Origin of the sequence: Tsuneonella suprasediminis (genome assembly GCF_003605755.1) — a bacterium.
Classification (GTDB): domain Bacteria; phylum Pseudomonadota; class Alphaproteobacteria; order Sphingomonadales; family Sphingomonadaceae; genus Tsuneonella; species Tsuneonella suprasediminis.
Genome location: NZ_RAHJ01000011.1, coordinates 86,166 through 100,064 on the forward strand (window position 1 = coordinate 86,166; position 13,899 = coordinate 100,064).

Consider the following 13,899-nt stretch of genomic DNA (forward strand, 5'->3'; position numbering starts at 1 on the left):
TCAGAAATACCCCTGCTGCTTTTTCACTTCCATGCCTGCACCGCCGGCATCCTTGTCGATGGCGCGGCCCTGCCGTTCCGAAGTCGTGGTTAAAAGGGTTTCCTGAATGACTTCGGGCAAAGTCTTCGCGGTGCTCTCCACCGCGCCGGTCAGCGGGTAACAGCCGAGCGTCCGAAACCGGATCGACCGTTCGACCGGCACTTCACCGGGCTGCAACGGGAAACGATCGTCATCGACCATCAGCAACATGCCATCGCGTTCCACGGTCGGGCGCTTTGCCGCGAAATAGAGCGGAACGATCGGAATGTCGTTCAGGTGGATATATTGCCACACGTCCAGCTCGGTCCAGTTCGAGATTGGGAAGACGCGGATGCTTTCGCCTTTATGTTTGCGCGCATTATACAAATTCCACAGCTCGGGTCGCTGGTTCTTCGGGTCCCACCCGTGGCTGGCGGTGCGGAATGAGAATATGCGTTCTTTCGCCCTGCTCTTTTCCTCATCGCGGCGGGCACCGCCAAATGCCGCATCGAAATTCCACTTGTCCAGCGCCTGCTTCAGCCCTTCCGTCTTCCACATATCGGTGTGCAGCGAACCGTGATCGAACGGGTTGATCTCGCGCTCGACTGCTTCGGGGTTTTGATAGACCAGCAGCTCCATGCCGCTTTCCTGCGCCATGCGATCGCGCAGTTCATACATCGCCTGAAACTTCCACGTCGTGTCGACATGCAACAGAGGGAACGGCGGCGGTGACGGGAAAAATGCCTTGCGCGCGATATGCAGCATGACAGCGCTATCTTTGCCGACGCTGTACAGCATGACCGGGTTTTCGGCCTCTGCCGCGACTTCGCGAATGATATGGATCGCCTCCGCCTCAAGCCGTTCGAGGTGGGTCAATGTGCGGGTCATGGGATAGTGCTCTTTCCAGCGGTCAATAGTCTGCATCTACGAATGTGCGTGATCGCGCTGGACATTTAACCTCCCATTTGGGAGCATCCTGTGATGTTTGTGATTCAGGAGGAAACCGATCTGCTGTCTGCGGCCTTCGATGGCCCTTTCGAGCAACCAATGTGGCAGACCTTTCTGGAGCGGCTCCGCGTGCGGACACGTGCAGATAGTGCCAGCATTACGTTTCGCCCGCCCAACCGGTCGCGCAACGCCACTATTCACCTCTTCGCCGGGCGCGCGATGCCGCGTGAACTCGCGCAGATGTACGAGCGCGATGTTTGGGAGCGCGACCCCCTTCCCTATTTCGATCTGCGCGAAGAACGGGTCTATTCCTTGTCCGAACTGCTGCTGCCCGGCGACCCGGTTCATGACGCCTTTCGCCGTGACATGATGATCCCCAACAAAGTGAACGCCATGCGGCTGATGCGTATCACCGAGCCAGGCGGAGTCAGCGCATGGATATCTATCAATCGGGAAACCAATGACTTCACCCCGGCCGACGGAGCGCTGCTGAGCCGGATCGGGCCGCATTTTCGGCGGGCATTGCGCTGCTATGCCGAAATCGAACGGCAGAAGGCCAGCGCGCGGATCGCCGACAATGTCATGGCCAGACTCAATTTCGGGTGGATCCGCCTCGATGCCAATGGCGTAGTGATGGAAGAAAGTCAGGAGGCAGCGAAGCTGATGCAATACGGTGTCGGGCTGCGCCGCACCCGCAGCGGTCGCCTGATCGCAGACGATCCCCTGATTGATCGCAAGCTATCTCGGGCGATGCGCGCTATTGTGAAAGAAGCCAACCCGCGCCCTCATGCCATCAATGTTTCCATGGACCCGTGGGTCAATCTGCTGATAGTTCCCGCCGCGCCGGACCCGCAATCACCCACTGCCAGCGGTGCCGCGGTGGCCTATATTCAAGGTGACAACCGCAGCCGATCCGACAGGCATGAACAAATCGCCGAATTGTTCGGCCTGCTTCCCAGCGAGGCGCGGCTCGCGCTGGCGCTGTCCAATGGCCAGTCGATTGCCGAGGCTGCCCAAAGCCTTGGGATCACTGTTGAAACAGCGAGAAACTACTCCAAGAAGATCTACGCCAAGATGGGTGCGCGCGGCCAATCCGATCTGATCCGCTTTATCCTGACCAGTGTTCTGGCTTTAAGCTAGCGCACCAGCCTGTCAGGCAAAGCGGGTGATTTTTACAGCCTCTTCGCGGATATGCAGCGCCCGTTCCGCCACAGTCCAGCTTCGGAGCCCTTCTTCAAACTGAGATGCACATTCGCCCAGCTCGGGCTCACCAAACATGCCAGCCGTTCCCGCCAGTTTGTGGAGTATTATGATCATCTCCTCCACGTCTTTGTCGGAGTAGTCATCCAGCTTCGTGAAAGCTTCGATCTGTTCGAAGGCCTCCTGCCTGCGTTGCTGGTAACGGGCTTCGATCAGGTGGTCATTCGTTGATTTCTGCGCGACGTTCACTGTATTGCTTCGCGCGCCCGGCTTGATCCATTTGGAAAGTATCTGTTCCAATGCATTCTTTGCAATTGGCTTCGCCAGATGATCCTGCATTCCAGCCTGCAAACATGCTTCGATATCATCGGCATATGCATTCGCCGTCAGAGCGACGATCGGCAATTCATCCGACCCAATTCCACGGGCGCGGATCATGCGCGTTGCCTGATAACCGTCAACAAATGGCATTTGCAGGTCCATCAGCACCAGATCGAAGTGGCGGCCACCTGAAGCGCGCGAGGCATCAATGCGCGCGATCGCTTCGGCACCGTCCGTCGCCAATTCCATCGAACAGCCCATCCGCTCCAGAAGAGTAGTGATGAGCATTTGGTTCACGTCATGATCTTCGACTAGAAGCACGTGACCCTGCATCGAATTCACGCCTGCATCTGCGTCTGCTCCTACCACTTCCTCGCTCGTTGAAGGAGCCGGTGCTTCTGCTGCGACTGTTGGTAAGTGCACAATGAAAGTGCTTCCTTTGCCAGGCTCGCTGTCGAGCGACATAGTGCCCCCCATCAGCTCGGCAAGCTGTCGACTAATAGTGAGCCCAAGACCAGTCCCGCCGAAGCGACGCACAGTTGTGTCGTCAGCTTGTTCGAAAGGATGGAACACCGCCTCCTGCCGTTCGTAAGGGATGCCGATTCCCGTATCCTCAACCGCGATTTCAACCGAAAGCTGGGAGTTATCGGCTGTTCGCGCTGTTGCACGCACACAAACTCCCCCTGTTTCAGTGAACTTCAGGGCGTTTCCAATCAGATTGAGAAGCACCTGCCGTATCCGCAAGCCGTCGCCGGCAATGCGAGAAGGGATAGACGGGTCAAGCTCCAGATCGAGAGTCAGTCCTTTTTGCGCCGCGTTAGGCGACATCAGTTTGACGCAGCTTTTTAGTATGTGGCGCAGATCGACCGGCTCGCAGGCGATAACCATCTGACCTGCCTCAACTTTGGATATGTCGAGAATGTCGTTGAGCAACCGCATCATCGCACGGCCAGAGTCCGCTATCAACTGCGCCTGCTTTTGCTGCTCCTCATCCAGATTGCTCTCAAGCAAAAGATCGGCAAACCCCAGCACACCATTCATCGGCGTACGGATTTCGTGGCTCATGTTCGCCAGAAAACTGGCTTTGGCTATCGCTGCCTGCTCTGCATGAAGCTTTGCCCTGACAAGTTCTGCCTCAAGCTTCTTACGCTCTGTTATATCGAGATTGACCCCGATGAACCCAACGATATTTCCTGTGTCATCACACTCAGGTGCAGCAATTGCCACAACCCAGCACACCGCACCGTCTGGCCGAACAAACCGGAATTCTCCTCGGTAACTTGTCTTTTTTGCAACCGCCTGTGCCCATTCATTCCAAATTCGCTGGCGATCTTCTGTGTGGAGAGCCGCAGCCCAACCGGTGCCCTGAGCGGCCTCTTCCGTCAGACCACTCAGCGCGAGCCAGGCAATATTGCAATAGGTCAGCGCTCCATCCGGATCGGTTCGGAATATTCCCGCCGGTGAAAGATTTGTCAGATCCTCAAAAACCCGATTGGCTGCGGCGAGCGCTTCCGTCGCTTTCAGTTCCGCCGTCACATCGTTGATGACACCGATGAAGCCGCACGGATTGCCATCCGCGTCGAATTCCGCAGCGCTCACGTTCGTAGCTCTGACAATCGTACCGTCGGGTCGCCGGAAATCGATCTGGCGTTTGCGGGTCATGCCCGGATAGGAAATCCCCTCCCATCCGGGTTTGAATAACGAGCTGGCACGATCTGCCAGAGCGGCTTTCCATCCCTCGCCCAGTGCATCCGATGGCGAAAGACCCGTAATCTCCGCCCATTCCGCATTCACATAAGTGACCATTCCATTGGAATCGGCGCGGTAAATGCCCAGCGGTGCCGCTTCCGCCAGATTGCGGAAACGCGCTTCACTTTCCTTGAGTGAGTTTTGCGCCTTACGTTGTTCGGTGACGTCGCGAATATTGCCAATTGCGCCTGTGAAATCACCAGCCTCATCACGCGATGCGCGCACACTCACTTCGATATCGCGCAATTCGCCATCGGCACGATAGAAACGCTGCCTGAGAAGGCACTCGTCAATCTCGCCGCTCACGATCTTGGGATAGAATTCAGCCGCCTCCAGCTTGTCATCAGGGTACAGCAGCTTGGTTGTGTGCCAGCCCAGACTGTCCTTCACACGATACCCGGTTATCGTTTCCCATGCGGGGTTGAGAAAGGTCCAGCATCCTGTCGCATCGATCCGAAAAATGATCTCCCGCATATTTTCGAGCATGGATTTCATATTGTCGCGGTGCGATGCGAGCGCCCGCTCCACCCGTTTCTTGCCTGCCAGCATGGCTGCAACAGGAAGGCCCATCGCAAAAATGGTAGCCAGAAATACCTGCAATGCCAGAAGCTTAGCTGCAATGCCCCCTTGAACCAACTGAATCGGCCCATGGCCAAGCGCCGTGGCTAAGGATGCGACAATCGCAATCTTGGCAACCGAAATTGCCGTTCCAAATGTCCCGAGCCGAAAGGCGTGCATCATAACGACCGGAGCGACCAGAAACAGGAACGGATAAGTGGTTTGCCAAAAAACGAGGACAGTCGTCGTCGTTCCAACAGCAACTATCCAGATCCATTCGGCAATCGTCCCCAGTGAAGGGCGCCGACGCCGCCTGAACGTATCGCATACAGTCATTAGCGAAGGACCGACGATTATCATCCCCAGCCCGTCGGTCAGTGACCACGACCACCAAAACGATAGCAATTCGTGTAAACTGGCAGGCCGAAGGATGATCGCGGCCAGCATACCCGAGACAATCGGCGCCAGAACCCCGGCAACGCCCACGAAAGCGATCAGGTCTTTCAGATCGGACATGTCGGGGCGGGCGCGTCCAAGGCGGATCATGCCAATCCACGCGACGAAGACTTCTACAATGTTTACAAGGCTCAGCCCCGATGCTCTCAGAATATCGTCGCCCGCAAAAAGGTTGGCGGTACAGTTGGCCAGAAATGCGAGAGGAAAATATACAAGATCGCCTTTCCCGCCTCCACGCAGCAGCACGGCAAGAAGCATCGCGTTCGGCAACCAGACGGCGGCAATGCGCCCCTCGCCGCGGGTAAAAACCACATTGGACCAGGCAAGCAACCCAAACAGGATCGTCACGACTGCGATCTGTGCTGCCCGTCGCTCCCATTTATCCGGCATGTGGTGTTCCTTCATCCGCCTGTCTCCGCACGGCTGGGGGCGGAACTACGTGCTACAGTATCAGGTCCATCTTCGGAATCGGTATTAATATCAGCCTCTTCCACAAATTTGAACGGGACGGGAGCACCCTCGCGACGATCTGCCGCGATTGGCAATACGGTTTTGTCAGTGGGATTGCTGCGATCGAACCCTACGCGGGGAACTGCGGCCCAGCTGTTGTCCTTTTTCAGGTAACGCCACATTCCCTGCAGACGGAACCACAGATTGATCTGCCGATAGCCGAAATTTTCCATCAGAGCAGCGAGCGCAATCCTGGCCAGATCCCGCGCGTTCGGAGTACGCCGCAGCTGCTTTTCCTCCAGCGCCAGCGTCGCGATGCTGATAGCGGTCCCGAATACAAAGCTGAGGCTGAGGAATGCCAGCGCCAGCTCAGGCGAAAGGATACCAAGGAAGAAGCAGATGGGAATTACCAGATAACCGGCCAGTTCCATCGGCGGCCCCAGCAAATCCTCCAGCACCAGCAAAGGCATTGCCACCATGCCAATACGGCCATAGCGCGGATTGCATAGCATACGCCGGTGGAAAGCCAGCGTCTCCAATGCACCCTGCTCCCACCGCGCCCGTTGATTCCGCAAACCGGGAAGAGTTTCTGGCGCTTCTGTCCAGCATACTACTTCAGGCACAAATTCAATGCGATAAGGGCGCTTCTGCTCGCGCATATGGCGATGAATTCGCATCACCAGCTCGAAATCCTCACCAACCGTATCGTGACGGTATCCGCCGATCTCGACCACTACGGATCGCTTGAATATCCCGAACGCCCCCGAAATCAGCGTCAACATGCCCAGTTCCGCATTGGCAACGCGGGCGGTCAGAAACGCCCGCATATATTCGACCACCTGAAAGCGCGGCAGCCACTTTCGCGACAGTCCGATTGCTTCGATGTGCCCCCCGCGAATGGCGCTGCCATTGACCACCCGGATCGCGCCGCCAACAGCCACCAGCCGTCCGTCATCGTTCATAAAAGGCTCGGTCGAGCGCAGGAGCCCGTCGGATTCAATGATGGAATCGGCATCGATCACGCACACCAGCGGCATTTGAGCAAAGCCAATACCGGCATTGGCGGCGTCGGCCTTGCGCCCGTTCTCCTTATCGACCAGCAACAGATTGGGGTGCGTCGCCGAAGCATACACACCCAGAATCCGCGTGTTTTGCAGCGCCACGAGTTGCTGCCGATCGGTTGGCACCATCTGGTAGGCATCGATCATGGTTGCGAGCGTTGAATCGCTGGACCCGTCGTTGACGACGATGACTTCATGGCTCGGATATTGCAGCGCCAGTAAGGCACGAACGCTGTCGACGATCGATAGTTCTTCGTTGAACGCAGGCGCGATCACGGAGACTGGCGGCGCCAAATCTTCATATTTCGACCACAGATCGGTGGAACGCGGTGCCGGTTTTATACGCCGCGCGAAAGCCCATGTGGCAGCGAGCAATTGCACGACCGACACGGCATTGCGGGCGAGTACGACCAGCAGGCTGAACCACGCAATGCCGATCAGAATATGTCCCCAAAAGGTATTGGCTGCGACAAATTCTGTCACAGGCGCAATCCTGTAATATCGGCCCGCACCCTCTGTTCCGGGCGTAATTTGTCGAGCGCTTCCTTTGCGCGCGTCCTCACCCACCACGAAGAGCTGCTGATAAGAGAGGAGAGTATCGGCACAGCATCCCGTGCGTTCAGCTTCGCACAAGTTTGCACCGCCTGAATTCGAACGGCATCGACAGGGTCAAGCAACAGCCCAATCGCCCAACGCGCCGCACCGGGATGTTCCAGCCTTCTGGCAGATTTCAATGCCGCGCAGCGCACTTCCGGGTTGGGATCCGACGAATGACGCTCCAGCGCATCGAGAACTCCGAAATCGCCGGACCAGCCCAGAGCTTCGACCAGCAAATGACGTATCCTGACATATTTTTCATCCGCTGCCATCCGTTCCAGTTCAGCCGTGTGCTTTACTGCAGACGAACGAAACAGCGCCTCGTGCAACCGGGTCAGCGGCCGCGTCCGCAATTCCAGCATCCGTGCAACCGCAGTCGGTTTAGGGAGGTTGCCGGTGCGGGCCAAAGCGGTGGCGGCTTCGAGGCGGACATCGTGGCTCGGATCATTTCCCATCGTTGCCAGCATGGCATCGGTGCTGGCAGCGCTGGGAATCTGTTCCAGAACCCGCAAGGCATCCACTCTGCGGGAGCGATCGCCGCGATTGAGATCCTTCAGCGCAGCATCATATACGTGGGTCTGATCGGCTATTCGCAGCAGCGCCTCGCGATCTGCCCCCCGCACCATCTGCAGAACATGAGTGATGGCACGCAATCTTACCGCGGGATCAGCGGCCAGAAATGCCGGGGCCTCCCCGATGTCACCGGCACCCGCACCTGCAACGGCCTTCATCAATTCGCGCAGCACCGCCAGTTCTTGCGGGCGCGACGCAATAACCCGGCGCTCCTGCAAATACCTACGCACCAGCAGCACGATCATCTGGACAACCATCACAAGGGCGAAGGCGACGGAACCTGCGATAACCAGCATTGCCAGATCGGAAATATGAAAGATCATCTGCCAAATCGCCAATGCAGACTGACAGCAATGCCTGTCCGGCGATAAGTATCAACGCGCTGCTCATGGTCACCCACAACGCGCAGGGTTACACGGTCGGACAGCGGAACAACGACACCCACAAACGCACCGCGAACGCGCCGCGTAATGCCAGCTTCCGTGTCCGGGTAAGTCGAAGCACCCAGACTGAGAGTTGCGGATTTTGGCAACGGCACTTGCCCCCGCAACGACCAGCCGGACTGATGGACGTTTCCTTCGGCCCACAGGTTGATCGAATGAAGGCTCAGCGCGTATGCGCCATCGCCGGACTGGATGCGAACGCCAGGCTCAGCCACTGTAACATTGGTGGTTCCATAATCAGCGTGACGAAGATCGAGCGAAGCCACAAGATTGGGCGTCAGCGTGACCACGGCGCCTGCTTTCAGGCTCCAGTCCTCCCGAAAATCGGCATCTGGCGTAACCGAGCCAGCCAGATAAACCGAATTACCCCCGCCAAGCCTGCGGTCGAGACGCAGACTAAGACGGGTGTCGGCAACACCTGATCGATCCTCCACATCGGCATCTCCAACAATTGTCCATGCAGAGCCCACAGGCACATCCACAGCAACGGTCGTGTTGCGCCAGGTCCTGTCGGATCCACCGATGGCGACGGTCGATATTGCCTGCCCCACGGCAACCCCGGCCCGGCGGCCGCCGGGCGCCGTACTGGTCCGCTCAATCGCTTGTTCGAGCGCAGGCAATTCAACGTTGTTGGGGTCAGCCATGCGAATACGGGCTGCTTCCTCCCGCGCGCCACCGATGTCGCCCGACCAGAGTCTGGCACGGCCGAGCGCCAGCGCGATATCCTGATCATCAGGCGCAAGCACCTGTGCTTCACGCAAAGTCGATATCGCTTCTTCGTAGCGGGATACAGATGCATAGGCCGCGCCCAGCAGTCGTAGCGTTTCAGGGTTATCGGGACGCTCGCGATTAAGCTCTTCCAGCAGACGTACCGCCTCCTGACGATCTCCTGCCTCGGCGGCGCGTTGGGCGTCTTCGATACGCGGATCTCCGTCTTGCCCCCAAGCGACCGCTGGGCACCCCAGCAGCAAGAGCGCAAGAAAGCGGGCGTTAGCGCGAACCCGCATTTCGACCACCGTTGCTACTCGTCGCCAGAACGCCGGAAATGCGGGCCACAAGTTCATCAGGCATGAACGGTTTGGTCAGATAGTCTGCTGCGCCGCTTCGCAATGCGGTAACAACGTCTTCCTGTGCCTTCCTCGCTGTCAGAACGATCACCGGTACATCCGCCGTGGCCGGATCAGCCTTAAGTTCATGCAAGACCTCGGGGCCGGACATTACTGGCATCATATTGTCGAGAATGAGGATATCCGGACGGTTAGAACGAACCGCATTGATTGCAGCTACCCCATCGGCAACAATCTCAACTTCGTGGCCAACACCTTCCAGTTTGAAGCGAACCAGTTCGCACAGCATTTCATCGTCGTCGGCAACAAGGATCTTGGGCATAATCGAACTCCGGCTTCGCTGCCGAAAATTATGATTAATAATCCTTTGCAACGGGTTAATTTTTTGAACATTCTCGTTAGCTTAGCTGGTCTGCGGCGCCGCAGACAAACAGTCGTAGCGAACGCAATCCCCATCTCCCCACCGAGCCGCGGGACTGTGAGAAACTGGCCGGATGCGTGGCTGTTAATCGCCAACGCCAACATTCAACTTCACCGCCAAATGCGCGAAGAATTGAACCGGCAGGACATAAGCCTCTTGGCCGATGACAGTGCATTCGACAACATGCTTTGCGGCGAAGTGCATGAAATCATACAGGTAGGAGTCGATTTGGCCGCGCAAGTCCGTTCTAGGCTCAGGCCCCCGTCACCGCGCCAGTTGTTGAGATTGCCATAGAACGGCGCCAACAGCGGGTAGCAAGCACACCCATGCCGAAAAAGCCAAGGATCGACACCGTAGCAAAGCCGACGATCGACCATCTCGTTGCAAGGATCACGCTCATAACTGCATAGATATCGATTTTTCAATGGGCTACACCGCGCCTGCCCTCACGTCGCTTCTTCAGTCAGTCAAAACGCTACCCGACAGATCGACATGATAGCGCTGCGGATTGCCTGGATCGAGCAGCACGCGTATCTTGCGTCCGGTCAATTGCGTTGTCGGATCGACCCAGATCGCCTCGCTCTCGAAACGACGCAGGCGCCCGGTCGCCGGGTCCATCGCCTGCACCACGACCCGAAAAGGATGCTCTCCATTGCGCGCGATACGCGCATCCCGAAATACATGAAGAAAGTCCGCATCGATGGGCTTTCCTTCGCGCAGCAATCGCGAAATTCTTCGGCGTCGCTTCAGGTCGATGGCAAACAGAACGGTGCCAAGCACGGCAAATGTCGCGCCGAGGCCGAGAAAGATCGTGAGTATGCCTCTGCGCCCCCAGAAATCATCGACAACGGCATGGGACGGCCGCGTCGGATCATAGAGAACCGGAACTACTTCCCCCACCGAAAAGCGCGGCGGGTTGGAGCGTATAGGTTCGCTGAATTCCTGCCGACGCCCACTTCCATCGGTAAAGCCGATGATCGCTGTATAGCTGATGCTCTGTCCACGATCCCGGTCCCGTTCGACGTGGCGCACCAACTCCATCACCGTTCCTCGCGCCTCTTCAGCGTCCGCGCTAAAAGCGGCGTCCCGTTGCCACAGAACAGCACTGGCGATGACGAAGATGAAGCCGGTCGCAGCGAAGATACCGCCTACCCATCTGAATAAATTTTTCATTGGCCCCCAATGGCATTGCAACGGTCAACGCCGCAAGCGTGAGACATCAGCAAATCAGTAGGCTCGACAGCGCTGCCTCGGTTAGCGTGTTGCCGATCAGCGGCGCGATCAAAGTGCGGTCATATGCGTCCTTGAACCAGTATTTCCCCTTGCTATGCCCCGCCGAAATTTGCGCGCTCTGTCGACCTGATTATCACAGTCTATTGACGATATGTTATATCATATTCTAACGATCGCCAGATTTCAAAGGATCGAATTTCATGAAACAAATGCTTACCAATCAAATTCCAGGCCGGGCCAGCCTTCTATCTCTGGCCGCTGCCATAACAATGCTTCCTGTCAGTGCGCTGGCGGAGGATGCCGCTGCTGAAGACAGCGAGCAGGAACGCAGCAAGCGCGCTGACGCAATCATTGTCACGGCCAGTCGTTCGCTCAGTCAGCCCGATCTGCCGACAGCCACCCCTGTACAGGTTCTGTCGGGCGACGAATTGGCACACCGCCGCCAAGGCGGCCTTGGCGAAACACTCGCCGGTCTGCCCGGTGTCCATCTTGATAACTTTGGTGGCGGAGCATCGCGCCCGGTAATCCGGGGCCAGACCGTGCCGCGTATCGAGATTTTGACGGATGGCGCCAATCTGTTCGACGTGTCTTCGGTTTCGCCCGATCACGCCATAACCACCGAGCCGTTGTTGCTTGACGGTATCGAGGTTCTGCGCGGCCCCGCTGCCGCACGCTATGGCGGCAATGCGATGAATGGCGCGATCAATCTGATCGACAGCAAGGTGCCCAAAGCGGTGCCCGAGGGAGGGTTGTCAGGGGCGACCGAGGTTCGGTACGGCACAGGCGATGAGGAAAAAACCGTCGCCGGGCGGGTGACAGCTGGGCTTGGTCAGTTCGCCATCCACGCCGAAGGTTCGCGCCGCAAGGCCGATGATTACAACGTGCCGGATGCATTCGGAAGCGATGAACTCAAGGATTCCTTTGCTGAAAGCTCCAGCTACAGCGTTGGCGCATCATGGATCACTGAGAAGGGCTATATCGGCGCGGCCTATACACGGCAGGACAGCGAATATGGCTTGCCAGGCCATTCCCATATCAACGGCGTTTGCCACACTCATGGCGCCGACCTGCATTGCGCTGCGCATGACGAGTTCGACGATCCGTTTGGTTCGTCGGACGATCACACCGCCTATATCAAGCTTCGCAGTGAGCGTGTCGATGTTCGCGCCGATTATGAGGATTTGCTGCCCGGCTTCGAACATGTTCGATTGCGCGGGTCGTATACCGATTACAAGCATGATGAGATCGACGGCCCGGCGCTGTTCAGCCACTACACCAATGAGGTCTGGGACGGGCGTGTCGAACTGACCCATAAGCCGCTGCTCGGCTTCACCGGCACACTGGGCGTCCAATATACCGATGGCACCTTTGGCGGCATCAATGTGAACGATCTGCACGAACCGCCTCCCACCGCATTGGCGGGGTTTGTGGGCAATCCTCACTATGTAACCGAGAATATCGGGGTGTTCCTGAGCGAGAGGCGCTCGTTCGGGGCGGTCGATGTCGAGATCGCTGCGCGCAAGGACTGGCGAGATATCGACGTTCCTTTCACCGATTATGTCATCTCGCCTCATCTTCAGAGCGCGATCGATTCCTACGACGCCCGAAACGGTGAAGGCGCCTTCCGCAGGATGCGCGAGGAATCGTTCCGCACCGCCAATCCCAGCGCCTCGCACGATCCCTTCTCGGCGTCGCTCGCGATGACGTGGCAGATCGGCAACGGCTATTCGGCAGCTTTGTCGCTTGCGCGCACCGAACGGGCCCCGAATGTGCGTGAACTATATGCCTATGGCAACAACCTGGCCTCGAACAGCTACGAAGTTGGCCTTTCGCAGACACAGCGTGCTTCCTCGACTTTTCCTGAAGCACGAACCGATGTGATGGAGACGGCAAAGTCGATCAATCTGACCTTCCGTAAGACCGGCGGTCCGCTCGAGTTTGAGGTCGGCCTGTTCCACCAGGACATCGACGATTACATATTCGCACGCCTGATCGAAACCGAAGTCGAAACCGGCGTAGCGCACAATTTCCTGCTCTATACGGCAGCGGATGCGAGCTTTACCGGCATCGATGGGCAGGTCAGCTATCAGTTCACGCCCCAATCTCGCCTGACGGTGTTCGGCGATTATGTCGGTACCAAGCTTAAGAGTGAAGATGACAATCTCCCGCGCATTCCGCCGGGCCGTCTTGGCGCCCGCTATGAACACAGCGCAGGACCGCTGACGGGCGATCTGGAATATTATCACACCTTCGCACAGGACAAGGTCGCCTCCTACGAAACACGGACCGGAGGGTACGATATGCTCAACGCGACGCTCAGCTATCGGCTGGACATTGGTGACGACAGGGGCGTCGAGTTTTACATCCGTGGCACCAATCTGCTCAATGAACTGGCGTTCGCGCACACGTCATTCGTGAAGGACCAATCGCCGCTGCGCGGGCGCAGCATCGCCTTTGGTATGCGTCAGCAGTTTTAATGCCAATTGGGTTGTGACGGCAGTACCCACGCTCTGTCACAACCCAATGAACGATCGGAAAGTCCCCATGACATCATGTTCCTGGTTTCGATTCGAGGGACTGGGCAGCGAGTGCAGATCAGGCATATATTCGCACCTGACTGGCGAATGGCATGCCCAGCCGCGCATGGCAGCAAGGTACTGGTCATGTTGCAGACGCTGCTGTCATGGGCGGTTGAACGCGACATTCTTGGGATCAATGCGGCGCCCGGGATCACGCTAATCCACAAGGCGTAACGTTCGGGCCCCGTTTGGGAAATCACTATTGGAGCACTGCAGGATAACAGC

General features: G+C 57.5%; 10 protein-coding genes. 3 read left to right on the top strand and 7 right to left on the bottom strand.

What is annotated here, in order from left to right; genetic code table 11:
* A complete protein-coding gene (gene cysD / locus D6858_RS03105) occupies positions 1-906 on the bottom strand; it encodes a sulfate adenylyltransferase subunit CysD (RefSeq protein WP_120107190.1) in 906 nt (301 codons plus the stop codon).
* 93 nt (positions 907-999) lie between these two features.
* Between cysD and D6858_RS03110 the strand changes: the two genes are divergently transcribed.
* A complete protein-coding gene (locus D6858_RS03110) occupies positions 1,000-2,106 on the top strand; it encodes a helix-turn-helix transcriptional regulator (RefSeq protein WP_120107068.1) in 1,107 nt (368 codons plus the stop codon).
* A 12-nt stretch (positions 2,107-2,118) separates the two neighbouring features.
* On the opposite strand, the gene D6858_RS03115 is transcribed toward D6858_RS03110, so the two are convergent.
* The 6 genes from D6858_RS03115 to D6858_RS03140 all read right to left on the bottom strand — a co-directional run bounded on the left by D6858_RS03115 (position 2,119) and on the right by D6858_RS03140 (position 11,035).
* On the bottom strand, positions 2,119-5,640 hold the full coding sequence (locus D6858_RS03115) for a PAS domain S-box protein (protein ID WP_165859613.1): 3,522 nt from the start codon (positions 5,638-5,640) through the stop codon (positions 2,119-2,121).
* Between the two features lie 11 nt (positions 5,641-5,651).
* Complete coding sequence (locus D6858_RS03120; protein ID WP_120107072.1) at positions 5,652-7,244, bottom strand: glycosyltransferase family 2 protein; 1,593 nt, start codon at positions 7,242-7,244, stop codon at positions 5,652-5,654.
* On the bottom strand, positions 7,241-8,254 hold the full coding sequence (locus tag D6858_RS03125; RefSeq protein WP_120107074.1) for a HEAT repeat domain-containing protein: 1,014 nt from the start codon (positions 8,252-8,254) through the stop codon (positions 7,241-7,243). The genes D6858_RS03120 and D6858_RS03125 overlap by 4 nt, the downstream gene beginning before the upstream one ends.
* On the bottom strand, positions 8,251-9,381 hold the full coding sequence (locus tag D6858_RS03130; protein WP_165859614.1) for a YaiO family outer membrane beta-barrel protein: 1,131 nt from the start codon (positions 9,379-9,381) through the stop codon (positions 8,251-8,253). Before D6858_RS03130 ends, D6858_RS03125 begins: the two co-directional genes overlap by 4 nt.
* Complete coding sequence (locus D6858_RS03135; RefSeq protein ID WP_120107078.1) at positions 9,365-9,763, bottom strand: response regulator transcription factor; 399 nt, start codon at positions 9,761-9,763, stop codon at positions 9,365-9,367. Before D6858_RS03135 ends, D6858_RS03130 begins: the two co-directional genes overlap by 17 nt.
* Before the next feature lie 558 nt (positions 9,764-10,321).
* The gene (locus tag D6858_RS03140; protein WP_120107080.1) at positions 10,322-11,035 is read right to left on the bottom strand and encodes a DUF3592 domain-containing protein; all 714 of its coding nucleotides are present in this window, start codon (positions 11,033-11,035) and stop codon (positions 10,322-10,324) included.
* Positions 11,036-11,295: 260 nt separating this feature from the next.
* Here D6858_RS03140 and D6858_RS03145 point away from each other — a divergent pair, with 260 nt between their 5' ends.
* A complete protein-coding gene (locus D6858_RS03145) occupies positions 11,296-13,572 on the top strand; it encodes a TonB-dependent receptor domain-containing protein (protein ID WP_240623661.1) in 2,277 nt (758 codons plus the stop codon).
* Between the two features lie 147 nt (positions 13,573-13,719).
* Complete coding sequence (locus tag D6858_RS16195; RefSeq protein ID WP_276308683.1) at positions 13,720-13,848, top strand: hypothetical protein; 129 nt, start codon at positions 13,720-13,722, stop codon at positions 13,846-13,848.
* Positions 13,849-13,899 lie beyond the last annotated feature (51 nt).